We start from the raw sequence: 23,851 nt of genomic DNA on the forward strand, positions 1-23,851 counted from the left end.
TAGGTTCGCCTATCCTGAGCCGCGTGATCGCGGACGAGACGTCGAACGGCATCCCGGAGCCGCTGCTCGCGGCGCGCGGCGTGAGCGTCCGGTACCACGAGCACGACCCCGCGGGACCCGGCGCGGATCCCGGCCCGCGCGCGGCCGGGCGCCCGACGCCCGACGGCGTCACGTTCGACGTGCGCCCCGGCGAGGCGGTGCTCCTGCTCGGCCCGTCGGGCTGCGGCAAGTCGACGCTCGCGCTCGCGACGAACGGGCTCGTCCCGCACGTCGTCGGGGCCGACCTGGAGGGGGCGGTCCGCGTGCGCGGGCGGTCCACGGCCGAGACGACGCCGCCCGAGCTCTCGCGCGACGTCGCGATGGTCTTCCAGGACCCCGACGCCCAGGTCGTCACGGGCACGCTGCTCGACGAGGTGTGCTTCGGCCCCGAGAACCTGCGCCTCCCGGTGGACGACGTGCTCGCCCGCGCCGAGGACGCGCTGCGCCGCGTCGGCCTGTGGGAGCGTCGCGACGACGACCCCGCCGTGCTCTCGGGCGGTGGCCGCCAGCGGCTCGCGATCGCGTGCGCGCTCGCCCTCGGGTCTCCGCTCCTCGTGCTCGACGAGCCGACGGCCAACCTCGACCCGCAGGGCACCGAGGAGGTCTACGCGGTGCTGCGCGACGTCGTGGCGCGCGGCGACCGCGCGGTGCTGCTCGTCGAGCACGACCTCGACGCCGCGGTCTCGCTCGTCGACCGCGTCGTCGTGCTCGACGGCGCCGGGAGGCTCGCCCACGACGGCCCCGTCCGCGAGGTGCTGGGCGAGCGGGCCGAGGCGCTCGCGGCGCTTGGCGTCTGGCTGCCCACCGCGACGCTCGCCGCGCTGCGGCTGCGCGCCGCGGGCGTGCACCTCGACCCCGTGCCGCTCACTCCCGACGAGCTGGGGACCGCCCTGGCGACCGTGACGCACCTGCCCGACGCGTCGCCGCGCCCGCGCGAGCCGGGACGGGCCGCGCCCGAGCCGGTCCTCGTCGTCGACCGCGTGACGCTACGACGCGGCGCCCGCCGCGGGCGCGGTGCGACCGTGCTGCGCGACGTGTCGCTCGCGGTCGCGCCGGGCGAGCTCGTCGCCGTCGTCGGCGCCAACGGGGCGGGCAAGACGACGCTCGCGCAGCTCGCCGCGGGCGTGCTGCGGCCGCGCCGCGGGGCGCTCGACGGCCGCGTGACCGTCGCGGGCCTCGACCCGACCCGTGCCGACCCGCGCGAGCTCTCCCGGCACGTCGGGTTCGTCTTCCAGAACCCCGAGCACCAGCTCGTCACGTCGCGCGTCGACGACGAGCTCGCGCTCGGCCTGCGCGTGCGCGGCGTGCCCGAGGACGAGGTCGCGGCGCGCGTCGAGGACGTGCTGCGCCGGTTCGGTCTCGCCGACCTGCGCGACCGGCACCCGTTCCTCCTGTCCGGCGGGCAGAAGCGTCGCCTCTCGGTGGGGACCGCGATCGTGTGCCGCCCCGAGGTCCTCGTGCTCGACGAGCCGACCTACGGACAGGACCGCGAGCGCGCCGCCGAGCTGCTCGACCTGCTCACCGACCTGCGCCGCGACGGGACGGCGGTCGTCGTCGTGAGCCACGACATGCAGCTGGTCGCGGAGCACGCGACGCGCGTCGTGGCGCTCGCGGGCGGGAGCGTCGTCGCCGACGGCGCTCCGGGCGACGTCCTGGGCGACGAGGACGTCCTGCGCCTCGCCGGCCTGCGCACGCCCCCGCTCGCGCGCGCGACCCGGCACCTGGCCGACCCTGCGTGGCGGCGCGTCGCGCGCCTCGCGGACCTGCCCGTCGCGCCCGTCCCCGCGGGGGTCGGGGCATGAGCGCGGGCACGCTCGACTCCCGGCCCCGCCCTGCGCGCGCGACGCCGGGCGACGCGCGCCTCGGCCGGTTCGCCGGTCCGGCGGGGGACCTGCGCACCTACGACCCGCTCGTCACGGCGTTCGGTCCGCTGCCCGTGGTCGTCTGGGTGTTCACGACCCGTGACCTGCTGACGCCCGCGCTCGTCGGGCTCGCGGCGCTCCTCGTCATCCTCGTCATGGTCCGGCCGCCCCGGCGCGTCGTCGCGGTCCTGCTGCTCGGCCTGCCCGCGCTCGCCGCCGTCATGACGGTGTCGTTCGGCGTGCTCACCGACCCCCGCGACGTCGACGGCACGACGCTGCTCGCGACCGTCGGCCCGTTCCACCTGTGGTCCGGGGCGCTCGAGACCGGGCTGGCGACGAGCCTGCGCACGTGCGCGCTCCTGCTGCTCGTGCTCGTCGGCGGGCTGTCGACGACCGGGCAGGACGTCGTCCGCGCCCTGGTCCAGCAGCTCCGCGTGCCGTACCGCGTGGGGTACGCGGCGCTGTCCGCGCTGCGGTTCGTGCCGCGCTTCGGCCACGAGCTCGAGGTGATCCGCGCGGCGCACCGCGTGCGCGGCGTCGACCACGGGCGCGGGCCCGTCGCGGCGGGCCGGCGCCACCTCGGCTACGCCGTCCCGCTCCTCGCGGGCGGCATCCGCCACGGCGAGCGCGTGTCGCTCGCCATGGAGGCGCGCGGGTTCGGCGCGCACGCGACCCGCACCGAGCGGGTCCTCGTGCCGTTCCGCGTGCGCGACGTCGTCTTCCTCCTCGCGACGTGGGGCGTCGCGGCGGGCATCGCCCTCGTCGTGGTGCCCGCCCTGACCGGCTGACCGCGGCCTGTCGCCCGCCCTGGCTCGACCGCTTCCATCCACCCGCCCAGACCCTCGACGTCCCGGAGCCCACGATGCCCAGCTCGACCCGCCGCCAGTCCCTCACGACGCGCTACCTCATGACCTGTGCCGCCATCGGTGCCGCGACGGGCGTGCTGCTGGTCCCGGCGAACTTCGTCGCGGCGGCGCTCGCGTCGACCGTGCCGGTGCTCTACTCCGCGATGCTCGGCCTGTGGATCGTCGGGCCGGTGCTCGCGCTCGCGCTCGTGCGCCGACCCGGCGCCGCGGTGCTCACCATGCTCGTCGCGGGCGTCATCAGCTCCGCGTCGCCGCTCGGGGCGTCGTCGATCCTCACGTGCCTCATGGTGGGCGCCGCGCTCGAGGTCGCGTTCCTCGTCACGCTCTACCGCGTGTGGGCGCCGTGGCTGTTCTACGTCGCGACGTTCGTCTTCTCGGCGCTGTACACGTGGTCGGCGTTCGTCGCCTTCGACGCCGCGTCCATGGCGCCGGTCGTGCAGGTCCTCATCGTGGCCCTCATGATGGCGAGCTCGCTCGTGGGGACGTGGGCGGGGCTGCTGCTCGCCCGCCGTCTCGAGCGCGCGGGCGTCGCGCGGGGGCTCGTGCCGGCGCGTCGCGCGGCGGCCGCCGACACCGGCGCGGCGGTCGAGGGCTCGCCCGCGGCGGCCGGCCAGGGCTGAGCGGGGATCCTCAGCCGCCGAGGAACGCGTTCATCGCGAGCATCGAGAACAGCACCGCGCCGGCCACGACGGCCACCGCGACGAGCCAGCCGTTCGCCCGCTCGACGGGCGGGACGACCGGGCGCGACGCAGGACGAGCCGTGCGTCGTCGGGCACCGCGGCCGCGGCGCGCGGTGAAGCGCAGGCCTTGCGCGGCCGCGCGGGCCGACGGCTGCTCGGTCGACCGGTCGGGGAAGGGCTCGGGGAGCTGCTCGGGGAACGCCGCGTCCCGGGCGGGGGTGGGGGTCGTCACGGTGCGCCTCCGGAGGTCTCCGGCGCCGCTGCCCGACGCCGTGCCGCCAGTCTCCCCGCCGAGCCGCCTCGGGCGCGTCGGCCGTCCGGTGGATCCCGCGGTCCACCGGGGTGCGACCTCCGGATGACGAGCAGCGCCACCCGTGGCCCGCGCGGGCGACGTCGCCCGGGAGTCAGCGGGGCGCGTTCTCGTGGTAGCGAGGCCGGCCGCCGCGGGCGGCGCGCTGGAGGTAGCGGACCTCGCGCAGCGCGACGGCCGCAGCGACGAGGAGCGGGAACCACGCCCAGACGCGGCCGCGGAGCACGAGCACCAGGCAGACGACCGCGACGGCGATCCCGCCGAAGACCGTCCCGACGCTCGCCCAGCGCACGCCCGTGCGCACGTCGTCGGCGCGCTGCCACCAGCGCCGCAGGCGTTCGCCGAGGCCGGGTCGGGGCGCCGGGCCCGGGGCCGTGCTCACGGGCGGGCCTCGCGGGCGAGCGCGACGCCCTCGATGCTGCGGACGGCCATACGCAGCGCGTCGGCGCGCGTCGCCTCGCCCTCGTCGTGCATCGCCCAGGCGTTGAAGAGCATCCACCAGAGGGTGCGGACGAGCCACGAGACGCTGAGCTGGTCGTCGAACACGCCGTCCGCCTGGCCGCGGCGCAGGAGGTCGCGCACCGGCTCCTCCGCCGCGTCGGACTCCGCCCAGAACTCGGGCTCGCCGCCGGACAGCTCGTTGAACAGGACCATGTACCAGGGGCCGAGGTCGAAGTACTCGAACGCGAGGCGGCGCAGCGCGGACGCCGGCCCGCCGTCGTCCAGCCGCGCCGCGGTGATCGCGGCGCGCGTGCGCTCGACCGCCTCGGACCCGATCGCCTCGACGAGGTCGGCCCGCTCGGGGAAGTAGCGGTGCAGCGTCGTGCGCCCGACCTGCGCGGCCTGGGCGACGTCGCCGAGCGACGCGGACTTGTCCGTGCTGAGCACGGCGACAGCGGCGTCGAGGATCGCGCGCCGCGTGCGCGCGCGGGTTCCGCTCTCCGCGGGCACGCCGTCGTGCGCCGCTGCGGGGGCCGGCGCGGTGGTGGCGTCCCGCGCGCTGGTTCGTGCCGTCACGCGGCCCACGATAGCCCTCGACGCCGTGGAACACCTCTTGCCACTAGTGGAACAAGCATGTTCCACTAGTGGTCAACCTCGTTCCGCCCCAAGATCCACCCGCGCGTCAACCACAGTTGACACGAGAGAGGATGTCAACCATGGTTGACGCCATGTCCCCGACCGATGCCCCCGGCCCGTCGACCACGACGCCCGCCACGACCGACGCACCCAAGGGCCCTTTCCTCCCGCGGCTCAGGGTGCTCTGGGCGTTCGTCCGACCGCATCGCCGCACGCTCCTGCTCGGGCTCGTCCTGGGCCTGGGCACCACGGCCGCGGCCCTCGCGACCCCGATGGTGACCAAGTGGGTCCTCGACACCCTCGGGACGGGGGAGTCGCTCACCCCGGCCGTGCTCACGCTCGTCGGGCTGCTCGTCGTGGGCCTCGTGCTCGGCCTGTGGCAGTGGATCCTGCTCGGCACGCTCGCCGAGCGGGTCGTGCTCGACGCGCGGTCATCCATGGTCCGGCGCTACTTCCGCGCGCGGATCGGCGCGCTCACCGGGCGCCCGACGGGCGAGCTCGTCACCCGCGTCACCTCGGACACCGTGCTGCTGCGCGAGGCCGCGTCGTCGAGCATCGTCAACCTCGTCAACTTCGCCGTGTCGCTCGTCGGGACGATCATCCTCATGGGAGTGCTCGACATCGTGCTGCTCGGCACGACGCTCGGCGCGATCGTCGTCATCGCCGTGCTCGTGGGCGGGCTCATGCCGCGGATCGCCAAGGCGCAGGAGAAGGCGCAGGAGTCGCTCGGCAGCCTCGGCGGGACGCTCGAGGGCGGCCTCCGCGCGATCCGCACCATCAAGGCCAGCCGCGCCGAGGGCCGCCAGATCGAGCGGGTGCTCGACGACGCGCAGGCCTCCGCGCGGCACAGCGTCCGGGCCGTGCGCACCGAGGCCGTCGCGTGGACCATCGCGGGCGGCGGGATCCAGGCCGCGATCATCGTCATCCTCGCGCTCGGCGCGTGGCGCGTCGACGAGGGGCTGCTCGCCGTGTCGAGCCTCGTCGCGTTCCTCCTCTACGCGTTCCAGATCGTCGAGCCCGTCACCGGGCTGACCATGAACGTGACCCAGCTCCAGGCCGGCATCGCCGCCGCGGGCCGCATCAGCGAGGTCCAGGCGATCGAGCCGGAGGAGGACGACGACGCGGCCCGGCCGGGGCGGGCCGGCTCGGCGTCGCTCGACCCGACCCGCGCGGAGGCGGGCCGCCCGGCGGAGGCGGCTGCGGCGTCGGGCACCGACGGGACCGAGGCCGGGGCGCCGCGACTTTCCCTGCGGGGCGTCACGGCGCGCTACCTGCCGGGCGGCGAGCCCGTGGTCCGCGATCTCGACCTCGACGTGCCGCACCGTGGGCAGGTCGCGATCGTCGGGCCGTCGGGCGCGGGCAAGACCACGACGTTCTCCCTGCTCCTGCGGTTCCTCCAGCCCGAGTCCGGGCAGATCCTGCTCGACGGCGTGCCCTACGACGACCTGACGTTCGACGACGTCCGGCGCCGGTTCGCGTACGTCGAGCAGGAGACGCCCGTCGTGCCGGGCACGATCCGCGAGAACCTCCGGCTCTCCGACCCCGGCGCGACCGACGAGGCCATGTGGGCCGCGCTCGCGAAGGTCCGGCTCGAGGCCAAGGTGCGCTCGCTCGCCGACGGGCTCGACACGTCGCTCGTCGGGACGACCGTCTCAGGCGGCGAGAGGCAGCGCGTGGCGCTCGCGCGCGCCGTCCTGCACGCCCCCGACGTGCTGCTCCTCGACGAGGCGACGGCGCAGGTCGACGGGCTTACCGAGGCCGCCGTGCACGCCGTCATCGAGGACCTCGCGCGCGACCGCGCGGTCGTGACCATCGCGCACCGGCTGTCGACCGTGATCGACGCCGACCTCATCCTCGTCATGGAGGACGGACGCGTCCGCGCACGCGGCACGCACGCCGAGCTCCTCGCGACCGACGAGCTCTACCGCGAGCTCGTCGCGGCCCTGCGCATCGCGACCGAGGAGGCCGCGACCCCGAGGGAGACGGTGCGATGAGTTTCGGGTGCACGGGCGGTCGGAGGTGGCGTCAGATGTGGACGACGACGGTCCCGGCTCGCGCGGACCGCGGAGGGTGAGGGTGGCATGGGGAACGTGACGTGCGACGTGGCGGTGTCGGTGGACGGGTTCTCGTCCAGGCCCGACCAGACGCTGGAGCACCCGTTCGGCGAGGGCGTCGACCTGCACCGGTGGATGTTCGAGACGGCCGACGAGAACCGCGCGGAGCTCGACGCGATCCTCGCTGCCGGCGCGTTCGTCATGGGTCGCCACATGTTCAGCCCCGGCCGCGGCGAGTGGGACCTCGACTGGCGCGGGTGGTGGGGGCCGGAGCCGCCGTACCACGGGCCGGTTTTCGTCCTCACGCACCACCCGCGCGAGCCGCTCGTCATGGAGGGCGGGACGACCTTCTTCTTCGTCACCGACGGCATCGAGTCCGCCGTCGCGCAGGCGCGAGAGGCGGCGGGGGAGCGCGACGTCTCAATCGCCGGGGGAGCCGCGACCATCAACCAGGCGCTCGCGGCGGGCCTCCTCGACGAGCTGCGGCTGCACGTCGTGCCGCAGGTCCTCGGGCATGGGGACCGCGTGCTCGACGGCGTCCCACCCCTCGCGCTCGAGACCGTCGCCGTGCGCGCGGCGTCGCTCGTCACGCACGTCACGTACCGGGTGCTCGGGCCGCTCGGCTGACGCGACTCGTCGCGGGGGGTACCTCAGCCGAGCACGGCGAGCAGGAGCGGCGCGGCGACGACGAGCACGACGACGACCCCGACGACGAGGACCCGGCGCCACGGCCCGGCGTCCTCCGACGCGCGGCGCGCGCGGGTGCGGTCGGTCCACTCCGCGCCGTCGTACCAGCGTTCGCTCCCCGAACCGGGTGCGTCCGCGTACCAGCCCGCCGCCGCCTTGCGCACGTCGCCTCCTCGCGTCACGGTCCGTGAGCCCCTTCGTACGGACATGTGTCACGGGGCCCCCACCTCTTACACGCAGCGGGGCGCTCGCAGGTTCCCTCGACACGATCCGAGGTCCCGCTACCGAGACGTCGCGCCGCTGGCACACTGTGCGGGTGGAGGACGGTCGGGAGGCGCGGCACAGCCGTGGATACGACCCCGTGGCGGCCTGGGGTCTCGTCGTCAGCCTCGTGCTGGGCGTGGTCGCGGCGGCGCTGTCGCTGGCCGGCTACCTGGTCGACCTGCCGTCGTGGCTCGTGGGAACCTGTCTGGCCGCCGCGGTCCTGGGCGGGGTCGCGGCCGCCGTCTTCGCGGCACGGCAGGCCCGGCTCGAGCACCGGTCCGCAGGGCGCATCGTCTGGGAGACGGTGACCGCTCCGGTCCGCTTCGTGTTCGACGTCCTCTTCTAGGCCCTACAGCCCGTCGACCTGCGCAGCGCCGTCCGTCGCGATCTGCTCGAAGACGCGCTGGTCGGCCGCGAACCGGGTGCCCGGGATGGGCCAGTGGACGACGATCTCCGTGATCCCGGCCTCCGCGTACCCGTGCGCGGTCTCGACGAACGCGTCGACCGACTCCAGCGCAGGGTCGGGCGTGAAGCCGGTGAGCAGGATCCGCTCGACCGACGCGGGGTCCCGCCCGGCGTCGGCGCACGCGCCCTCGAGCCGCTCCACCTGGTCGCGGACCGCCGCTCGCGACTCCGCCGGGGTCGCGTCGTCGCCGAGGCGCCCGTCGCCCGTCGTCACCCACGCCTGGCCGTAGCGTGCGGCGAGCCGCAGCCCGCGCGGGCCCGTGGCGGCGATGGCGAACGGCACGCGGGGGGACTGGACCGGGCCCGGGATCGTCCGCGCCTCGTGCGCGCGGTAGTGGCCCTCGTCGTGCGTCACCGCGGGCTCGGTGAGCAGCCGGTCCAGCAGGACCGTGAAGTCGCGCAGGCGGTCGGCGCGCTCCCGTGCGGACCACGGCTCGCCGCCGAGGACCGTCGCGTCGAAGCCCGTCGTGCCGGCGCCGAGGCCGACGGTGACGCGCCCGCCGGACAGGTCGTCGAGCGTCATGACGTCCTTCGCGAACGTCACGGGCTCCCGGAAGTTCGGCGACGACACGAGCGTGCCCAGGCGCACCCGCTCCGTCACGCCCGCCGCGGCGGCGAGCGTCGGGACGGCGCCGAACCACGGCCCGTCGCGGAAGGTCCGCCACGACAGGTGGTCGTACGTGTAGGCGGCGTGGAACCCGAGGTCGTCGGCGGCCCGCCACACGTCCCGGCCCTCACGCCACGGATAGATCGGCAGGATCACGGTGCTCACGCGCATGGGTGCCAGCCTAGGGACACAGACCCACGGTGTCCGTCCGTGACGCGTAGCGCAGGAACGGCGCGGTGGTCCTCTCGGGGCACAGGTCGACGTCCTTGCGGAGCGCCCGACCGGTCTGCGCGAGGAAGCGGCAGACGGCGTCGAAGGTGTGCTGGTCGTGGATCTCGCGTGCGTCGACGTCGAAGGCGATCTCGCTCTCGGGCCACAGGAAGAGATTTATCGTCACCACGGGGTCGGGGAAGACGATGATCGTCGGGCGGTCGTCCGTAGGCGGACGGAAGTCACCCACGTCCACCGGCCGACCCTCCCGCTCGATCCGCCAACCGAGCGCCCCGTACCGCGCAAGGAGCGGGGCGTGGTCGGCCTCGCCCGTCCCGTGCACGACCCCGTCCGGGAGGCAGCCCTCGACGTGCTCGTCGAAATGCCGCGAAGCCTCACGCCAGGGGATGCGCACGCCGCGAGACTAGCGGGCGTCGGCTGCGCCGCCCGTCTACGGTGGCGGTGTGATCCAGCACACCGTCGCCTTCCGCCTCGTCCACCCCGCCGGCAGCGCCGAGGAGGCCGAGTTCCTCGGCACCGCGCGCCGCACGCTCACCGCGATCCCGGGCGTCCGGGACTTCACCGTCTCGCGCCAGGTGAGCGCCAAGAGCCCGCTGACGTTCCAGTTCTCCATGGTGTTCGACGACGACGCCGCGTACGCCGCGTACGACGCCCACCCGGACCACCGCGGCTTCGTCGCCGACCGCTGGGTGCCCGAGGTCGCGGAGTTCCAGGAGCTCGACCTCGTCTCCTTGACGGACTGACGGCACCACCTCGGCATCCCCGCCGAAGTAGAACGTCCGGTCTCGAGGTAGGGCACGCGGGTTTCTACCTCGCGACCGGACGTTCTATGTCGCGGGTCGGAGTTTCCGCGGGCGGAGGCAAGCGGACCCGTGTGGCAGGGTGACGGCATGACCAAGATCGACCTGCGCATCTTCACCGAGCCCCAGCAGGGCGCCTCCTACGACGACCTCCTCGCGGTCGCGAAGGCGACCGAGGACCTCGGGTTCGACGCCTTCTTCCGCTCCGACCACTACCTCGTCATGGGCGACGGCGACGGGCTGCCCGGCCCGACCGACGCGTGGACGACGCTCGCGGGCCTGGCCCGCGAGACGAGCCGCATCCGGCTCGGCACGCTCGTGTCGTCCGCGACGTTCCGCCACCCGGGCGTGCTGGCGATCCAGGTGGCGCAGGTCGACCAGATGTCGGGCGGTCGCGTGGAGCTCGGGCTCGGCGCGGGCTGGTTCGCGCGCGAGCACGAGGCGTACGGCATCCCATTCCCGGAGAAGCGGTTCGGGATCCTCGAGGAGCAGCTCGCGGTGATCACGGGGCTGTGGGAGACGCCGGTCGGCGAGACGTTCTCGTTCAGCGGCGAGCACTACGCGCTCAAGGACTCGCCGGCGCTGCCCAAGCCCGCCCAGGACCGCATCCCCGTGATCGTCGGCGGTCACGGGCCGCGGCGCACCCCGGCGCTCGCGGCCCGCTACGCGAGCGAGTTCAACGCGGCGTTCCCCGACCCGGGCGTGCTGCCCGAGCGGTTCGAGAACGTGCGTGCCGCGTGCCTCGACGCCGACCGCGACCCCGACTCGCTCGTGTACTCGGCCGCGTTCGTCGTCGCGGTGGGCAAGGACGAGGCGGAGTTCCGCCGTCGGGCCGAGGCGATCGGGCGCGAGCCCGACGAGGTGCGCCGCAACGGCCTGGCCGGGACGGTCTCCGAGGTCGCGGACAAGGTCGCGGCCGCCGCCGAGCAGGGCGCCACCCGGTTCTACCTCCAGGTGCTCGACCTGCACGACCTCGACCACCTCGAGCTCATCGCGTCGCAGGTCGTGCCGCAGCTGCCCTGACGGCACGCGTCCGGGCCTGCCCCCGAACCCGCGTCGCGACGAAACAGGTCGTCGCGACGCGGGCGCGTACCGCGGGGCAGCGGCCGTGGCCGACCGGTCAGCCGGCGGAGGTCGGCCCGTAGACGGTCACCTGGACGGCGCCGCCGACGAAGAGGTCCACGCGGGCGCACGAGGCGCTCTCGTCCGGGACGCTCGTCGTCGGGAACGGGCCGTCGACCGAGGTGAGGGCCTCGTCGGCGATCGCCCGGGCCTCGCCGAGGGAGACGCACCCCTCCGTGATCCCGCCCTTCAGCGCCGACACGATCGCGGCGACCACCGGGTCCTCGAGGATCCCGTCGGAGCTGCCTGAGGCGCCGACGACGACCGCGCGCCCGCCGACGTCGACGGTCGCGAATGCGCACACCGGCGTCCCGTCGGCACTCTCGGGCAGCGCGTCGTGCTCGCCGACGGACCAGTCGTCCAGGCCGAGCCGGTCGAGCTCGTCCTCGGCCCAGGCGACACCATCGGCGACGGTGCGGCACGCGCTCGCCCCGCCGTCGACCCGGTCGGTCACGCTCTGCTGCAGCTCGACCACGGCGGGGTCCACCGCCGAGCGGCCCTCGAGCCGCTCGACGCCGTCGGGCACCTGGCCGGCCGGGGCGACGTACGTCTGGCCGTCCCAGGAGAAGGCCACGGCGTCCTCGATCGGCGGCAGACCCTGCTCCGCGAGGAGCGTGGTGCAGTCCGCGTACGGGTCTCCGGTGAGCCACGGTCCGGCCGCGTCCACGTCCAGCCCCTCCGCGACGTCCGGGCTCCAGGCGGTCACGCACGTGACGCCCTCGCCCGACGAGCCGCGGAACGCCTGGATCGCCGCGTACGCGACGCCGCCGCCGGCGAGCACCGTCGCCAGGCCTAGCGCGAGCGCGCCACGGCGCCCGAGCCGTCGACGACGTGACGGGGGTGCGGCGGGGGCGGCGTTCGTGGGGTCGAGCGTGCTGGCCATGAGGATCTCCTCCCGCAGGGCGGCGAACGCCGCCTCGTCCACGGCACCGAGATCCGCACGCCGGGCCGGGTCCATACTGCGCAGCTGCATGATCGGGTCCGTCATCGTGCCTCCTCGGTTCCGGGGCGGGGCCGTCCCCACCCGGTGACCACGTGTCCGGTCGGGTCGTCCCGTTTCCTCTGCGGCGCGGACGTCGGTGCGCCGGGTGCGACGAGCCCGTCGAGCTGCTCGGCCAGCCGCCGGCGCGCACGGTGCAGGCGCACCCGGACCGCGGCCCGCGAGATGCCGAGCACCAGGGCGATCTCGTCGCGCGCGAGCTCCTCCCACGCGACCAGGCGCAGCAGCTCCTGGTCGTCGGGGCCGAGCCGCGCGAGCGCACGCTCGACGTCGCTCAGCTCGCCGGTCGGCGGTGGGGTGGCCTCCGCGACCTCGGCGCGGAGCCTGTCGGCGAGGGCGAGCCGGCGCCGCGCGCCCCGGTGGAGGTTCGCCAGGACGCGGCGTGCGACGCCGAACATCCACGGTCGCGCGTCGTCCCCGACCGGGACGTCGTCGAGGCGTCGCCAGGCGACGAGGAACGCCTCGGCGACGACGTCGGCGGCGTCGGACGGGTCGGCAACGCGCCGCACCGCGTAGGCGAGCAGGGGACGGTGCGTGGCCTCGAACAGGGCGGTGAACCGGGCCGCGCGGTCCTCGTCCGGCGGTGGGGCCGACGGGGTCCGCTCGGGCGGACGGTCAGGGGCGGGCATCCGGGGTCCTCTCGACCGGGTGACGTGGACGACCGTCTCATGTCCGGTGCTGGCCGGTGCGTTACACCCTCCCGGTGCGGTGGCGGTGACCGGTCCGCGGTGCGCGACGGCGCGATCCCGGTGGACGACCGGCTCGCCCTCCGGAGCGTCCACCGGTCGGACGCGCGGCGCGTCGGCGCCGTGAATTCTCCGTTTCCGCCCGTGAACGGCGCGTTTCCGGGTCGTGCGGACCACCGCTCGGGTGAGCGCTCACCGCGTGGGGCGGCACGGCGTCGGGCGGGGACGGGAGCGGCGCCGCGCCAACGATCCGGGCCGCGCGGACGGTGCAGCGCCGGGTCCCGACCGGTCCGTTCACATTCGCCGCCGTGCGCCGAGGCGGTGGCGGCCACCGCTCGCGCGACCCGTGACACGACCGTCTCGTACCGCTACCTTCGGCGCAGACGACGAGGTGGCCCGCTCGCAGCGGGCCACCTCGACCCGTCTCCGGGTCTCTCCGCACGAGGGCACCGGCAGGGGGCTCGACAGCACCGCCGCGCACGCACTCACGACGCCGACGACGTCGCCGCACCCGGGCTCAGGAAGCCGGCGGGCATCCGCTCGCCGACGTCCCGTCCGATTCCCGACCCGCGAGGTCCCCGCACGGGACCTGTCGAGAGCCGAGGACCCGCGATGGCCGTCTCCGAGTTCGACCGCCTGGTCGTCACCCCGCGCCGCACGCAGCACGTGCGGCCCGCCCCGTTCGGCCCGACGGCCGACGTCGACCGCCCCGCCGGCCCGCCGCGCGACGAGAACTCCGCCGCGCGCTCGCCGTCGCTCGTCATGATCATGCTGCTCGCGACGCTCGGCGTCGTCGCGTACGCGGTGTTCCTGCTCAACCCCGCGAACCGCGGCGACGCCCTGCCGTACGTCATGGTCATCACGGCCGAGTCCGTGCTCGTCGCCCAGGCTCTCCTGGCGATGTGGACCGTGCTGTCGAGCGGGCACGACCCGCGCGGGTTCTCGTTCCACCACGCCAAGGACCGCCTGTTCGACGTCCCCGAGATCATCCGCGACGGCGCCGAGGACGACCCGACGCGCTGGAACCTCTACCTCCACGACCGCCCCGTCGCCGTCGACGTCCTCATCACGACCTACGGCGAGGACCTCGACACCATCGCGCGCACGGTGCGGGCCGCCGTCGCGATCCGTGGCACGCACCGCACCTGGGTGCTCGACGACGGCCGGTCCGACGGCGTGCGCGACCTCGCCGCCCAGCTCGGTGCGCGCTACGTGCGACGCCTGTCGAGCAACGGCGCGAAGGCCGGCAACGTCAACCACGCGCTCGCCATCGCCAAGGGCGACTTCTTCGTCATCCTCGACGCCGACTTCGTCGCGAAGCCCGAGCTCCTCGTGGAGACCGTGCCGTTCTTCGTCAAGGACGACGTCGCGTTCGTCCAGACCCCGCAGACGTACGGGAACCTCGACAACCTCATCTCGCGCGGCGCCGGGTACATGCAGGCCGTCTTCTACCGGTTCGTGCAGCCCGGCCGGAACCGCTTCAACGCCGCGTTCTGCGTCGGCACCAACGTGATCTTCCGCCGCGCCGCGATCGACGACATCGGCGGCATGCACACGGACTCCAAGTCCGAGGACGTGTGGACGTCGCTCATGCTCCACGAGCGCGGGTGGCGCACGATCTACATCCCCACGACGCTCGCCGTCGGCGACACCCCCGAGACCGTCGAGGCCTACACCAAGCAGCAGCTGCGCTGGGCCACCGGCGGGTTCGAGATCCTGCTCCAGCACAACCCGCTCAGCCCGCGCCGCACGCTCACGCTCGACCAGCGGCTCCAGTACACCGTCACCGCGACGCACTACCTCGCGGGCATCGCGCCGCTCGTGCTGCTGCTGGTGCCGCCGCTGCAGATCTACCTCGACCTCACGCCCATGAACCTCACCATCTCCTGGGGCACGTGGCTGCTCTACTACGCGGGGTTCTACGTCCTCCAGATCGCCATCGCGTTCTTCACGCTCGGGTCGTTCCGGTGGGAGGTGCTCATGCTCGCGTCCGTGTCGTTCCCCATCTACACCAAGGCCCTGTGGAACGCCCTGACCGGTAAGGAGCAGGCGTGGCACGTGACCGGGAGCACGGGCAAGGTCACGTCGCCGTTCAACTACATGATCCCGCAGGTGCTGTTCTTCGCGTTCCTCCTCGTGACGTCGATGGTGGGGGTCTGGAAGGAGTGGGGCGACCCGATGCCGAGCCTCGCGCTCGCGTGGAACGTCACCAACACGCTCATCCTCGGGGCGTTCGTCGTGACGGCCTTCCGGGAGTCGCGGTCCGCCCGGCGCGCGGTGCGTCCCGTCCGGCGGCGAGAAGGCGCCGTCGCGGCCGTCGTCGACGAGGCCTTGTCGGAGCAGCTCGGCGTGGAGGTGACGGTCCGCGCCCCGACGCGGGCCGAGCGGCGGCGGGCGCGCCGTGACCTGAGCTCGTCGACGTCTGGACCTACCGGAGGTGTCGCATGACCTGGTCGAACCGGTTCCGCCTCGTGGGCGGGCTGCTCGTGGTAGTGCTCGTGTGCGCGGCGCTCACGCTCGTGATGAACCGGCGCCTCGGGCAGGCGACGAGCACGACGGCGACCATCCGGGCGGAGGTGCTCGACGTCGGCAGCGACTACGCGGGGACCGTCACCGCGGCGGAGGTCGCCGAGGGGGACGAGGTCGCCGCGGGCGACCCGCTCTTCACCGTGAGCAGCCTGACGCTCCAGCACGACATCGCGCTCGGGCTCGTCAGCGCGGACACGTCCGCGTACCAGGTCGCGCCCGACGGCACCATCACGCTCGTCGCGCCCTACGACGCCGTCGTCACCCACGTCGCGGCCCGCGAGGGCGGCTTCGTCCAGGCGGGCGAGGTCGTCGCGTCGCTCGAGCGGGAGGGGTCGCTGTTCGTCGACGCCCGCCTGACGCTCGACCCGAGCGACTTCGCGCGCGTCCGCCAGGGCGCGGAGGTCACGGTCGTCCTGCCGAACCAGGCGGAGGTCGTGGGCGAGGTCGCGTCGGTCGCGGTGCAGAACACCGCCAACCAGGCGGAGGCCACGGTCGAGGTGACGAGCGACGCGCTCGTGCGCGGGGCCGAGCACGGCCTCGTCGCGTCGGGCACGCCGGTCACGGCGAGCATCGAGCTGCACGACGACGGCCCGCTCGCCGGGGTCGACGAGTCGTTCGGCGAGTTCCTCCGCAAGGTGGGGCTGTGACGCCCCGCCGAGGTCGACCCGTGCGTCGCGAGGTCGACCTCCCGAGGGCCGATCTCGAACGCTCGGGTCGATCTCGCGGCCGGGTAGCCGTGGCGGTGCTGCTCGCGTCCGTAGCCCTTGCCGCCGGGTGCGGGCTGTTCGAGCCGGACGCCTCACCGGGGGCGACGGCCCCGCCCGGGGCGGGTGCCGCCGTCGGGCACCCCGCCGCGGACCTGACCGGCACCGTGCCCGACGTCGACCCGTCGATCCTGCCGAGGGAGTCGGTCGCCCCGATGCCCGTCGCGCGGCTCGCCGACGGGCTCGTCCCGCCGACGAACCGGTGGTTCTCCGGTCTGGTGTTCGGCGACGAGCCGCTGCCCGTGTTCCCCGTGCCGCTCGCGTTCGGGGTGACCGACGGGGGCTTCGCGTTCGGCCTGCCCGACGTCGAGGTCACCGGGCAGTCGATCCTCGGGCCGTTCGTGCCGCAGGTCGGCGTGGACGTCGGGGCGACGTCGGTCGTGGTCACCGCCTACGACACCGCGTCCGTCACGCTCGACCTGCTCGACGGCGCGGGCTCCGCGGTGGGGACGGTGACCCTCGTCGAGGGGTCGCCCGTGCTGCGGTACACCGCGGCGACGGACCAGACGGCGGCGCTCACGGTCGGCTTCACCGAGACGGGCGGGCTCGTGAGCGCCGAGGCCGGCGGGCGCGAGTACGTGCTCGTCGGGGCGGACGACGCGCTGTCGGACGGCGGCCGCTCGCTCGACCTTGCCGAGGGCGACTCCGTGGCCTGGTTCCCCGTGCCCGACGACGCCCCGGCCGGCGCGGTCGCGACGCTCGCCGAGGCGGCCGCGCACCCCGTGACGGGCACGACGCTCGCCTACGGCGTGGCCGACGACGCCGTGACCACGGCGATCACGTACGAGGCCGGCGAAGCGCCCGTGCCGGGGACCGTCGTCGTGCGCCTGCCGCACCAGCGCGAGAGCGACGGTGCGACGTGCGGCCTCGGCACCTACGCGACCGTGCGCGGGACGGTCGACGTCTGCACAGCGAGCACGCTCGCCTGGACGAGCGCCGCCGTCGAACCCGCCGGGGCGCTCGACCTCTCCGGGCTGGGCGAGGACGCGCGGACCGAGCTCGCCGAGCAGGTGCGCGCCGACGCCTCGGCGCTCGATCCGCGGCCGTCGGACACCTACTTCGGGGGCAAGGCGCTCGCGCGCGACGCGAACCTGCTCGCGATCGCCGAGCAGCTCGGTCTCGACGACGTCGCGGCGCCGCTGCGCGAGGACCTCGCCGCCGCGTTGCGCGAGTGGGCCGAGCCCTCCGGCTGCGACGCGCGCGACGCGCGCTGCTTCGTCTACGACCCGGAGGTGCGCAGCGTCGTCGGGAGGACGCCGTCGTTCGGGTCGGACGAGCTCAACGACCACCACTTCCACTACGGGTACTTCCTCTACGCCGCGGGCGTGGCGGCCGCTGACGACCCGGAGCTCGCCGCGGACCTCGCGCCCGTGCTCGACCTGCTCGCGGCGGACGTCGCGTCCGGTGCGGGCACCGACGACCTCCCGCCGCTGCGCGTGTTCGACGCGTACGCCGGGCACTCGTGGGCATCGGGGTACGCGCCCTTCGCGGACGGAAACAACCAGGAGTCCGCGTCCGAGGCGGTGTCCGCGTGGAACGGGCTCGCGCTGTGGGCGCAGACGTCGGGGGACGCGACGCTCGAGGCGCAGGCGCGCTGGCTGCTGTCCGCCGAGGCGGCGTCGGCGCGCGCGTACTGGACGGACTTCGACCGCGACGACCCGGCGCTCGACGGGTTCGGGCACACCGTGACGTCGCTCGTGTGGGGAGGCAAGCGCGACTGGGCCACGTGGTTCAGCGCCGAGCCGAGCGCGATGCTCGGCATCCTCGTGCTGCCGATGCAGCCCGTCGCCGGGTACCTCGCGGGCGACCCGGAGCGCATCCGGGCCAACCTCGACGAGGCGCTCGCAGGCCCGCGCGACGACCCGGCGTCGTGGGACGTGATGTTCGGCGACCAGCTCCTCATGTACGCGGCGCTCGCCGGTCCGGACGACTCCGCGGCAGCACTGGACGTCGCCCGGGCCCTGCCGGACGAACGCGTCGACGACGGCAACACCCGCGGCTACCTCCTCGCATGGCTCCTGGTGCACGCGACGGAGTAGCGCCGCCTCCCGCCGAACCCGTGGTTGTCGCCGGGCTCGTCGACCTCGGGCGCGACAACCCCGGGTTCGGCGGGGCACTACCCTGCTCCGGGGGTCTTCACACGAACTTCACGGACGGGAGAGACATGAGCGCCATCGGGTGGCGGTTGCACGGGAACGGGAAGACGGTGGCGCCGGGGGACGTCGTCGACCCGGACGAGCGGCTGACCTGGCCGCGCACCATCGGGATCGGCATGCAGCACGTCGTCGCCATGTTCGGCGCGACGTTCCTCGTGCCGCTCCTCACCGGGTTCTCGCCCGCGACGACCCTGTTCTTCTCCGCGATCGGCACCGTCGGGTTCCTGCTCATCACGCGCAACCGGCTGCCGAGCTACCTCGGGTCGAGCTTCGCGTTCATCGCCCCGATCGGTGCCGCGACGGCGTCGCAGGGCCAGTCCGTCGCCGTCGGCGGCATCCTCGTCACCGGTCTCGTGCTCGCCGCGGTCGGCCTGCTCGTGCACGTCGCGGGCGCGCGGTGGATCGACGTCGTCATGCCGCCGATCGTCACGGGCACGATCGTCGCGCTCATCGGCCTCAACCTCGCGCCCGCGGCGTGGGGCAACTTCCAGAAGGCGCCGGTCACGGCCGTCGTCACGCTGACCGCGATCATCCTCGTGAGCGTCCTGTTCAAGGGGATCATCGGGCGCCTGTCCATCCTCGTGGGCGTGGTCGTCGGGTACGTCGTGGCCGTGCTCCAGGGCGAGGTGTCGTTCGACGCGGTGCGCCAGGCCGACTGGATCGGGTTCCCCGAGTTCGTCACGCCCACGTTCGACGTCGCCGTGCTCGGCCTGTTCGTGCCCGTCGTGCTCGTGCTCATCGCGGAGAACGTGGGGCACGTGAAGTCGGTCGCGGCGATGACCGGCAAGAACCTCGACGACCTCACCGGACGCGCGCTCTTCGCGGACGGCCTCGCGACGACGTTCGCGGGCGTCGGCGGCGGGTCCGGCACCACGACGTACGCCGAGAACATCGGCGTCATGGCCGCGACGCGCGTGTACTCGACCGCGGCGTACTGGGTCGCAGCGGCGACCGCGCTGGTGCTCTCGCTCTCGCCGAAGTTCGGCGCGCTCATCGCGACCATCCCCGACGGGGTCCTGGGCGGTGCGGCGACGATGCTCTACGGCATGATCGGCATCCTCGGCGCGCGCATCTGGGTGCAGAACAAGGTCGACTTCTCCAACCCCGTCAACCTCACGACCGCCGCCGTGCCGCTCGTCGTCGGCATCGCCAACTTCACCTGGGCCGTCGGCGACCTGACGTTCGAGGGCATCGCGCTCGGCACCGCCGCGGCGCTCGTGATCTACCACCTCATGCGCAACATCGCGCGGTGGCGCGGCACCACCCAGGAGCCCGCCAGCCCGGCGTCCGCCCCCGGCGGCGACGAGCCGATCGTCCACGACGCGGTCGAGGACGCCCGCTGACGAAGCCCCCGCGTTGAAGCCGAACCCGGGGACTCGTCGCCACGATGAGCGACAACCCCGGGTTCGACGGGGGTGGTGGAGGCGATGACGCCGTCCACAGGCCCAACTTTCGGGCGTCTTGTCCACAGACCGTCGGCGACGTCTCGCCGTCGTTACAGGCCCTCCGCTGTGATGCGGGCATGGCGATATCCGCACCCGTCCGAGGCGTCGACGCGATCGACGCCGTCGCGGCCGAGCAGGAGTGGCTCGTCTCTGCTCGACAGTGCCGGGAGGCCGGCGTCGACCATGGCTTGATCCGGCTCCTGCTCCGGCGTGGAGCATGGCGGCGCGTCACGCGCGGGGTGTACGACGTCGACCCGTTCCCCGGGGAGCGCGGCTCGTACGACCGACGACGTCGCCGGGCGGCGTGGTCGGGTCTGCTCGCGTACGGCCCGGAAGCGGTCGCCGTCGGGCCGAGCGCGCTCGCGCTGCTCGGGGTCTCGGGCCTCCCGATCGACGTGGCTCCGCAGGTGGCGCTGCCTGCTGCGAGGTCGCTCGAGTCGCGGGACGGGATCCGGCTGCGCATGTTCGACGACGGGATGACCGTGACACGGGCGGGACGTGCCGTCGTCGCATCGCCGTGGTGGGCGCTGGCGCAGGCCGTCCCAGAGCTCGACCGCGAGCACGCCGTGTCCGTCCTTGACTCCGCGATGCACCGGGGCGTGGTCACGGTCGACGAGGTGGCGCACGCCCACGACCTGGCGCGCGGTCGACGCGGCGTCGCTCGAACACATTCCTGGTGGGGGCTGGCGGACGGGCGGTCTGAGTCACCGCTCGAGACGCGTGTCCGTCTGGACTGTCACGACGGCGGGGTCGGTCCCGACGCGCTCCAGGTGCCGCTCGTCGACGTGTCGGGGGTGGTGCTTCGCGGTGACCTCGGGTGGCGGACGCGCGACGGCCGCTGGCTGGTGGCCGAGGCCGACGGCGCCGAGTTCCACGGTTCGCTCCAGGCGGCGTACGCCGACCGGGCTCGGCACAACGAGCTGGTCGGGGGTGACGTCGCGGGCACGCTGCGCTTCACATTCGACGACGTGCGCGTCGCCGGCCGGTGCTCGCGCACGGTCCGTCGGGCGCTGCACGCCCTAGGACGACGGCCTCGGTAACGCCGAACCCGGGGTTGTCGTCGCGGAGGGCGCCGAACCCGGCGATAACCCCGGGTTCGGCGTCGGAGGGTCGGGTCAGAGGCGGAGGCCCAGGACCAGGCCCTCGTCGACGTCGAGGCGGGTGAAGCCGAGGTGCTCGTAGAAGCCGATCGCGGAGACGTTGTCCTCCGCGACGCCGAGGTGGACGCCCTGCGCGCCGGCCGCGCGCAGCGCGTCGAACAGCGCGGCCATCAGCCGGCGGCCGTTGCCGCCGCCCTGTGCGGCGGGCAGCAGGTCGACGTGCAGGTGCGCGGGGTAGTCGGGGAGCACCGAGGGGTCGGTGAGGTGCGGGCGGTGGATCTGGCGGACGAGCGCCTCGTCGCGGGAGCCCTCCGGAAAGCTGCCGAGCGGGTACCGCGCGCGCAGCGGGGGCCACCACTCCTGCTCGGACCGCGCCTCGAACGCGGCGGTGTCGCGCGTGCCCAGCACGTAGCCCGCGGCGACGCCGTCGACCTCGACGACGAACGCGAGCGACGGCTCGAGGGCGAGGTACGCCCCCAGGTAGACCTCGCCGAGCAGCCGCGGGTCGGCGTACAGCGGGGTCGCGTCCGCGCCGGACGCACCGGTCCGCAGGCAGATCTCGTAGAGGCGGTCGACCTCGTCGGGGTCGGTGGTCCGGGCGGGCCGGAGGGGCAGGGTGCTCATGGGTACCGTTCGGCGGTCGTCAGGCTCGGCGGGGCGCCGGGCGAGGGACGTGCTCAGCCCTCCGCGGGCGGCACGGGCAGCGGCTGGGGGGTGATCTCCTCGATCGCGACGCACCCGGCGCGGCTCTCGAGCGGCACGTCGCCGGACAGGCCGACGAGCTCGGGGTCCACGACGTCCTCGAAGTCGGTGCCCACGTAGAGGTCGACGGTCGCGTCCTCGCGCGTGTCGAGCACGAGGCCGGGGTTGTCGTAGTGCGCGGCGAGCGTGTACGCCTGCGCGAGGCCGGCGGCCCCGAAGTGGATCTGCGTCTGCGCCATCACGTCCGACTTCCCGTCGCCGTCGAGGTCCGGCGCGTTGCCCGTGGAGAGCACCGCGAACCCGCGCGACGTGAGGAGATCCTGGTTCAGCCGCCCGAGAGGGGCGTCCTTGCCGGACGCGTTGTAGACGTTGACCTGGATGTCACCGGTCGCCACGGGGAGGGTGCCGTCGGGAAGGCAGGGGGCCTTGACGTCCGCGAGGTCGTCGACCGCCTCGGGCGACGACAGCGGCCGGTCGAACGGGGCGTCGATCGCCCCCGTGTAGACGGCCAGCGCACCGAGCCCGACGACGGCGAGCGCGGCGATGAGGAGCCCGAACACGACGGCCTGGCGCTCGTGCATGCGTCGGCGACGCTCGGCGCGTGCGGTGTCGGGGCGGGTGGTCACGCCAGAAACCTACCGGACCCCGCGCTCATCGCACGGTCAGGACGCGGGCGTGCAGGATGGCGCGCTGCTGGAGCGCGGCGCGCACCGCGCGGTGCAGTCCGTCCTCGAGGTAGAGCACGCCCTGGTACTCGACGACGTGCGCGAAGAGGTCGCCGAAGAAGGTGGAGTCCTCGGCGAGGAGCGCGTCGAGGTCGAGCGTGCGCTTGGTGGTGACGAGCTCGTCGAGGCGTACCTGACGCGGGGGCACCTCGGCCCAGTCCCGGGCGGTCACCCGGCCGTGGTCCGGGTAGGGGCGCCCGTCACCGACGGCCTTGAAGATCATGCGGCACATCCTAGAGGCCCGACGGCGTCCCTCGCCGGGCTCGGCGGGGTGCCGGTCACGCAGTCGTCACGATCTCCCCACGAGGAGCACCCGCGTCCTCCGCGTCAGCGGGGTTGCTGCCCGGCCCGGCCCGGTCGACGGCGTCCCGCCCGGTGTCCCAGCCGACGTCCCAGGTGGAGCTGGACGAACAGGGTCACGACCCCGGCGACGAGCAGCCCGGCGACGTTCACCAGGAGCTGGACGCCCGCGCCGAGCGCCTCGTCCCACGCCCCGACGGCGAGCGTCAGACCGATCGCCCCGACCGCGGGCACGGTCGTGATGGAGATGAAGACGCCGACGAGGGCCGCCGACTTGGCGGTGGTGAGGGACAGCACACCCGCGATGCCCGCGAGGAGCGCGATGACGAAGGACCACGCGTCGGGCGACACGATGAACTCGGTCTGCGGACCGGTCGTCGCCTGCTCGTAGGTGATGAGACCCGCCGCGTAGGCGAGGCTCCACACGGCCCACGCGACCGCGGCGCAGCCCGCGAAACCGCCGAGGAGCGTCGCCAGCGCCGACCCGGCGATCCCGCGCCGTCGCCGGACGACCGCGTAGCAGATGGCCGCGATGGGGGCGAACTCCGGCCCGACCACCATGGCCCCGATGATGAGGATGGGCTGGTCCAGCAGCCGCCCGATCCCCGCGATGAGCGTCGCGAGCAGCAGGAACACGAAGAACGTGGCGGAGGGGCGGGAGTCCTCTCGCGACGTGTCCGCGAGCTGCGCCCACAGGACCCCGTCAGCTGGGTGGCCCGGGGCCGCCTCCTCGGCCGCGACCGCGGCGTCCGACACGACCGTCACCGGCTCCGTGACGACGATGCTCCCGTCGGCCGGGACGCCCGCGTGCCGGAGGGTCCGCATGACGTTGTTCGCGTTCTCCCGCGCCATCTCGAACCAGAGGACGTCGCCCCGGCCGTCGAGCGCCGCGCCGGGCACGACCGCCAGGTCGCACACGGTCGGGTCGGCGTCGAGGACGGGACGCAGACGTTCGGCGAGGTCGTGCCCCGCGGTGACCCGCACACTCAGCATGGCGCCATCGTGCCAGCCGGGCGCGGCCCGTCGGGGACGTGTCCCGTCAAGGTTCCGGCAGAGGGCGTCAAGGTTCCGTCAGAGCCCCGTCCCAGGCCGTCCCGCCGGGCGTAGAACGGCAGTGCGCCCGGGTTCCGGACGCCGGCACGACGCCCCGCCGCGGGCGCTCGCCGACCCTCGTCGAGAAGGCGTTCCCACCATGGCCGACCTGGCCTTCCTCCTCCTCACCGTCGCGTTCTTCGCGACGGTCGCGCTCGTCGCGCGCCGTCACGGCTCCTCCGGAGGTGCCCGGTGATGGTCCTCGACTGGATCGCGCTCGGCGCCGTCGTCGCCGTGCTGGGCTACCTCTTCGTCGCGCTGCTCCGCAGCGACCGGGCCCGGTGAGCG

General features: G+C 74.3%; 26 protein-coding genes. 14 read left to right on the top strand and 12 right to left on the bottom strand.

The genetic code is table 11. The features are described from left to right. Positions 1-23: 23 nt before the first annotated feature. From ACFVN3_RS13450 to ACFVN3_RS13460, 3 genes are all read left to right on the top strand, one after another. Entirely contained in the window at positions 24-1,841 is a 1,818-nt protein-coding gene (locus ACFVN3_RS13450) for an ABC transporter ATP-binding protein (RefSeq protein ID WP_378233360.1), read from the top strand. Continuing rightward, positions 1,838-2,689, top strand: a complete 852-nt coding sequence (locus ACFVN3_RS13455) for an energy-coupling factor transporter transmembrane component T (protein ID WP_378233362.1) — start codon at positions 1,838-1,840, stop codon at positions 2,687-2,689. Before ACFVN3_RS13450 ends, ACFVN3_RS13455 begins: the two co-directional genes overlap by 4 nt. Before the next feature lie 74 nt (positions 2,690-2,763). Continuing rightward, on the top strand, positions 2,764-3,387 hold the full coding sequence (locus ACFVN3_RS13460; protein ID WP_378233363.1) for an ECF transporter S component: 624 nt from the start codon (positions 2,764-2,766) through the stop codon (positions 3,385-3,387). Positions 3,388-3,397: 10 nt separating this feature from the next. On the opposite strand, the gene ACFVN3_RS13465 is transcribed toward ACFVN3_RS13460, so the two are convergent. The 3 genes from ACFVN3_RS13465 to ACFVN3_RS13475 all read right to left on the bottom strand — a co-directional run bounded on the left by ACFVN3_RS13465 (position 3,398) and on the right by ACFVN3_RS13475 (position 4,774). After that, a complete protein-coding gene (locus ACFVN3_RS13465; RefSeq protein ID WP_378233364.1) occupies positions 3,398-3,679 on the bottom strand; it encodes a hypothetical protein in 282 nt (93 codons plus the stop codon). Between the two features lie 172 nt (positions 3,680-3,851). Next, the gene (locus ACFVN3_RS13470) at positions 3,852-4,139 is read right to left on the bottom strand and encodes a hypothetical protein (RefSeq protein ID WP_378233365.1); all 288 of its coding nucleotides are present in this window, start codon (positions 4,137-4,139) and stop codon (positions 3,852-3,854) included. Next, entirely contained in the window at positions 4,136-4,774 is a 639-nt protein-coding gene (locus tag ACFVN3_RS13475; protein ID WP_378233366.1) for a TetR/AcrR family transcriptional regulator, read from the bottom strand. Before ACFVN3_RS13475 ends, ACFVN3_RS13470 begins: the two co-directional genes overlap by 4 nt. Positions 4,775-4,914: 140 nt before the next feature. On the opposite strand from ACFVN3_RS13475, the gene ACFVN3_RS13480 reads away from it, so the two are divergent. Together ACFVN3_RS13480 and ACFVN3_RS13485 are read left to right on the top strand one after the other, a co-directional pair. Next, positions 4,915-6,828 (top strand): ABC transporter ATP-binding protein, encoded by a 1,914-nt coding sequence (locus tag ACFVN3_RS13480; RefSeq protein WP_378233367.1) that lies wholly within the window; start codon positions 4,915-4,917, stop codon positions 6,826-6,828. A gap of 87 nt (positions 6,829-6,915) precedes the next feature. Then, positions 6,916-7,515: a dihydrofolate reductase family protein gene (locus ACFVN3_RS13485; RefSeq protein WP_378233368.1), complete on the top strand. Its 600-nt coding sequence runs from the start codon at positions 6,916-6,918 to the stop codon at positions 7,513-7,515. A gap of 23 nt (positions 7,516-7,538) precedes the next feature. Here the strand turns inward: ACFVN3_RS13485 and ACFVN3_RS13490 are convergent, their stop codons facing one another. Further along, positions 7,539-7,739 (bottom strand): DUF2510 domain-containing protein, encoded by a 201-nt coding sequence (locus ACFVN3_RS13490; RefSeq protein WP_378233370.1) that lies wholly within the window; start codon positions 7,737-7,739, stop codon positions 7,539-7,541. Positions 7,740-7,891: 152 nt separating this feature from the next. Between ACFVN3_RS13490 and ACFVN3_RS13495 the strand changes: the two genes are divergently transcribed. Beyond that, positions 7,892-8,185: a hypothetical protein gene (locus ACFVN3_RS13495; protein WP_378233371.1), complete on the top strand. Its 294-nt coding sequence runs from the start codon at positions 7,892-7,894 to the stop codon at positions 8,183-8,185. Between the two features lie 3 nt (positions 8,186-8,188). Here the strand turns inward: ACFVN3_RS13495 and ACFVN3_RS13500 are convergent, their stop codons facing one another. Then, on the bottom strand, positions 8,189-9,082 hold the full coding sequence (locus ACFVN3_RS13500) for an LLM class flavin-dependent oxidoreductase (protein ID WP_378233372.1): 894 nt from the start codon (positions 9,080-9,082) through the stop codon (positions 8,189-8,191). Positions 9,083-9,092: 10 nt separating this feature from the next. Continuing rightward, complete coding sequence (locus ACFVN3_RS13505) at positions 9,093-9,536, bottom strand: hypothetical protein (RefSeq protein WP_378233373.1); 444 nt, start codon at positions 9,534-9,536, stop codon at positions 9,093-9,095. A gap of 49 nt (positions 9,537-9,585) precedes the next feature. Between ACFVN3_RS13505 and ACFVN3_RS13510 the strand changes: the two genes are divergently transcribed. Next, the gene (locus tag ACFVN3_RS13510) at positions 9,586-9,885 is read left to right on the top strand and encodes a Dabb family protein (RefSeq protein WP_378233374.1); all 300 of its coding nucleotides are present in this window, start codon (positions 9,586-9,588) and stop codon (positions 9,883-9,885) included. Positions 9,886-10,041: 156 nt separating this feature from the next. Next, positions 10,042-10,965, top strand: coding sequence for an LLM class F420-dependent oxidoreductase (locus ACFVN3_RS13515; protein ID WP_378233513.1), 924 nt, complete (start codon positions 10,042-10,044; stop codon positions 10,963-10,965). 97 nt (positions 10,966-11,062) lie between these two features. Here the strand turns inward: ACFVN3_RS13515 and ACFVN3_RS13520 are convergent, their stop codons facing one another. Both ACFVN3_RS13520 and ACFVN3_RS13525 read right to left on the bottom strand, forming a co-directional pair. Beyond that, on the bottom strand, positions 11,063-12,052 hold the full coding sequence (locus ACFVN3_RS13520; protein WP_378233376.1) for a hypothetical protein: 990 nt from the start codon (positions 12,050-12,052) through the stop codon (positions 11,063-11,065). Beyond that, positions 12,049-12,693, bottom strand: coding sequence for an RNA polymerase sigma factor (locus ACFVN3_RS13525; protein ID WP_378233377.1), 645 nt, complete (start codon positions 12,691-12,693; stop codon positions 12,049-12,051). The genes ACFVN3_RS13520 and ACFVN3_RS13525 overlap by 4 nt, the downstream gene beginning before the upstream one ends. A gap of 669 nt (positions 12,694-13,362) precedes the next feature. Between ACFVN3_RS13525 and ACFVN3_RS13530 the strand changes: the two genes are divergently transcribed. The 5 genes from ACFVN3_RS13530 (at position 13,363) to ACFVN3_RS13550 (ending at position 20,684) form a co-directional block, all read left to right on the top strand. Continuing rightward, positions 13,363-15,198 carry a glycosyltransferase gene (locus tag ACFVN3_RS13530; protein WP_378233378.1) on the top strand — a complete coding sequence of 612 codons (1,836 nt, stop codon included), beginning with the start codon at positions 13,363-13,365 and terminating at the stop codon, positions 15,196-15,198. Further along, entirely contained in the window at positions 15,195-15,926 is a 732-nt protein-coding gene (locus ACFVN3_RS13535) for an HlyD family efflux transporter periplasmic adaptor subunit (protein ID WP_378233380.1), read from the top strand. Before ACFVN3_RS13530 ends, ACFVN3_RS13535 begins: the two co-directional genes overlap by 4 nt. An 89-nt stretch (positions 15,927-16,015) precedes the next feature. Further along, positions 16,016-18,082, top strand: coding sequence for a glycosyl hydrolase (locus ACFVN3_RS13540; protein ID WP_378233381.1), 2,067 nt, complete (start codon positions 16,016-16,018; stop codon positions 18,080-18,082). Positions 18,083-18,207: 125 nt separating this feature from the next. Then, positions 18,208-19,542: a uracil-xanthine permease family protein gene (locus ACFVN3_RS13545; protein ID WP_378233382.1), complete on the top strand. Its 1,335-nt coding sequence runs from the start codon at positions 18,208-18,210 to the stop codon at positions 19,540-19,542. A 179-nt stretch (positions 19,543-19,721) separates the two neighbouring features. After that, positions 19,722-20,684 carry a type IV toxin-antitoxin system AbiEi family antitoxin domain-containing protein gene (locus ACFVN3_RS13550; RefSeq protein WP_378233383.1) on the top strand — a complete coding sequence of 321 codons (963 nt, stop codon included), beginning with the start codon at positions 19,722-19,724 and terminating at the stop codon, positions 20,682-20,684. Positions 20,685-20,759: 75 nt separating this feature from the next. Here the strand turns inward: ACFVN3_RS13550 and ACFVN3_RS13555 are convergent, their stop codons facing one another. The 4 genes from ACFVN3_RS13555 to ACFVN3_RS13570 all read right to left on the bottom strand — a co-directional run bounded on the left by ACFVN3_RS13555 (position 20,760) and on the right by ACFVN3_RS13570 (position 23,464). Next, on the bottom strand, positions 20,760-21,368 hold the full coding sequence (locus ACFVN3_RS13555) for a GNAT family N-acetyltransferase (protein WP_378233384.1): 609 nt from the start codon (positions 21,366-21,368) through the stop codon (positions 20,760-20,762). Between the two features lie 53 nt (positions 21,369-21,421). Beyond that, positions 21,422-22,072, bottom strand: coding sequence for a LytR C-terminal domain-containing protein (locus ACFVN3_RS13560; protein WP_378233385.1), 651 nt, complete (start codon positions 22,070-22,072; stop codon positions 21,422-21,424). Positions 22,073-22,097: 25 nt separating this feature from the next. Further along, positions 22,098-22,394: a type II toxin-antitoxin system VapB family antitoxin gene (locus ACFVN3_RS13565; RefSeq protein ID WP_378233387.1), complete on the bottom strand. Its 297-nt coding sequence runs from the start codon at positions 22,392-22,394 to the stop codon at positions 22,098-22,100. A 104-nt stretch (positions 22,395-22,498) separates the two neighbouring features. Further along, complete coding sequence (locus ACFVN3_RS13570) at positions 22,499-23,464, bottom strand: DUF389 domain-containing protein (protein WP_378233389.1); 966 nt, start codon at positions 23,462-23,464, stop codon at positions 22,499-22,501. 294 nt (positions 23,465-23,758) lie between these two features. On the opposite strand from ACFVN3_RS13570, the gene ACFVN3_RS13575 reads away from it, so the two are divergent. After that, complete coding sequence (locus ACFVN3_RS13575) at positions 23,759-23,848, top strand: potassium-transporting ATPase subunit F (RefSeq protein WP_141389068.1); 90 nt, start codon at positions 23,759-23,761, stop codon at positions 23,846-23,848. Positions 23,849-23,851 lie beyond the last annotated feature (3 nt).

Source organism: Cellulosimicrobium sp. NPDC057862 (assembly GCF_042797035.1).
Classification (GTDB): Bacteria; Actinomycetota; Actinomycetes; order Actinomycetales; family Cellulomonadaceae; genus Cellulosimicrobium.

Excerpts from the sequence above, each read along its gene's own strand:
- ACFVN3_RS13455 (WP_378233362.1), top strand. The coding sequence starts at position 1,838 with ATGAGCGCGGGCACGCTCGACTCCCGGCCCCGCCCTGCGCGCGCGACG.
- ACFVN3_RS13460 (WP_378233363.1), top strand. The coding sequence starts at position 2,764 with ATGCCCAGCTCGACCCGCCGCCAGTCCCTCACGACGCGCTACCTCATG.
- ACFVN3_RS13480 (WP_378233367.1), top strand. The coding sequence starts at position 4,915 with ATGGTTGACGCCATGTCCCCGACCGATGCCCCCGGCCCGTCGACCACG.
- ACFVN3_RS13485 (WP_378233368.1), top strand. The coding sequence starts at position 6,916 with ATGGGGAACGTGACGTGCGACGTGGCGGTGTCGGTGGACGGGTTCTCG.
- ACFVN3_RS13500 (WP_378233372.1), bottom strand. The coding sequence starts at position 9,082 with ATGCGCGTGAGCACCGTGATCCTGCCGATCTATCCGTGGCGTGAGGGC.
- ACFVN3_RS13520 (WP_378233376.1), bottom strand. The coding sequence starts at position 12,052 with ATGACGGACCCGATCATGCAGCTGCGCAGTATGGACCCGGCCCGGCGT.
- ACFVN3_RS13525 (WP_378233377.1), bottom strand. The coding sequence starts at position 12,693 with ATGCCCGCCCCTGACCGTCCGCCCGAGCGGACCCCGTCGGCCCCACCG.
- ACFVN3_RS13530 (WP_378233378.1), top strand. The coding sequence starts at position 13,363 with ATGGCCGTCTCCGAGTTCGACCGCCTGGTCGTCACCCCGCGCCGCACG.
- ACFVN3_RS13535 (WP_378233380.1), top strand. The coding sequence starts at position 15,195 with ATGACCTGGTCGAACCGGTTCCGCCTCGTGGGCGGGCTGCTCGTGGTA.
- ACFVN3_RS13545 (WP_378233382.1), top strand. The coding sequence starts at position 18,208 with ATGAGCGCCATCGGGTGGCGGTTGCACGGGAACGGGAAGACGGTGGCG.
- ACFVN3_RS13550 (WP_378233383.1), top strand. The coding sequence starts at position 19,722 with ATGGCGATATCCGCACCCGTCCGAGGCGTCGACGCGATCGACGCCGTC.
- ACFVN3_RS13555 (WP_378233384.1), bottom strand. The coding sequence starts at position 21,368 with ATGAGCACCCTGCCCCTCCGGCCCGCCCGGACCACCGACCCCGACGAG.
- ACFVN3_RS13565 (WP_378233387.1), bottom strand. The coding sequence starts at position 22,394 with ATGATCTTCAAGGCCGTCGGTGACGGGCGCCCCTACCCGGACCACGGC.
- ACFVN3_RS13570 (WP_378233389.1), bottom strand. The coding sequence starts at position 23,464 with ATGCTGAGTGTGCGGGTCACCGCGGGGCACGACCTCGCCGAACGTCTG.
- ACFVN3_RS13575 (WP_141389068.1), top strand. The coding sequence starts at position 23,759 with ATGGTCCTCGACTGGATCGCGCTCGGCGCCGTCGTCGCCGTGCTGGGC.